Genomic DNA, 861 nt, shown 5'->3' with positions numbered 1-861 from the left:
GCAAGAAAGAAATTATCAGGAAAATTTAAGAAGTTTATTAGGGGAAAATAAACCTGAAGAAATTATTTTATCATCTGTTGNNNAGATATTTCGTATTCNAATAATAATAGTTTTTTCAAATCTTTTATATCTTCAGAGATAAATAATCTTCCTCTTCCATATTTTACTATTTCCTTTGCAATTTTTTCTCCTTCATCATTTTATTGTATTCCAATTATTGATATATAATAATATTGGCTTAATTCTTTAGCTAACTTTAAAGTTCTTTCTACAGGATTTTTTCCCTTTGTTGGTAATGCATCGGTTATTAATATTATATGTCCATTTTCTTCTTTATTTAGTAAATAATTAAATGCTAAGGCAATATCTGTGCTTCCATTTGGTATAATTTTTAATATATCTATTATATCCTTTAATCCTCTAACATTATCATATTCTATAACAATCTTATCATTAAATAATATTATATCTTAAAGATTGTTTTCTTCTAATATCTTTGATATTAATAATATTAAAGCTTTTTTTGCTTCAAATATTTTTTCCCCAATCATACTTCCAGATACATCTAATANNATTAATTTTACCACCTTTATTTTCTCTTTTAACATTAACAACAAATCTTGTAAACTTCTTTATTCTTTATATAATTTCTTATTGTTTCTTTTATATCAATTTTATTATATTTATCTCCTATATTAAAATATTTATTATAAAATTCCTCATCATTTCCAATATAATTTGATAAATATTTTCCATATTCAAATATNCCTTCGATTTCCTTTTCTATATTTCCTATTAAATATTTAGAATATTCAATTAAAGATTTCTCAGTTAATTCTCCATTTTCATCTATATATCCTT

This window comes from Candidatus Nanopusillus massiliensis (assembly GCF_920984865.1).
The sequence above is the reverse complement of the archived record's forward strand: the minus strand, read 5'-3'. Positions refer to the sequence as shown.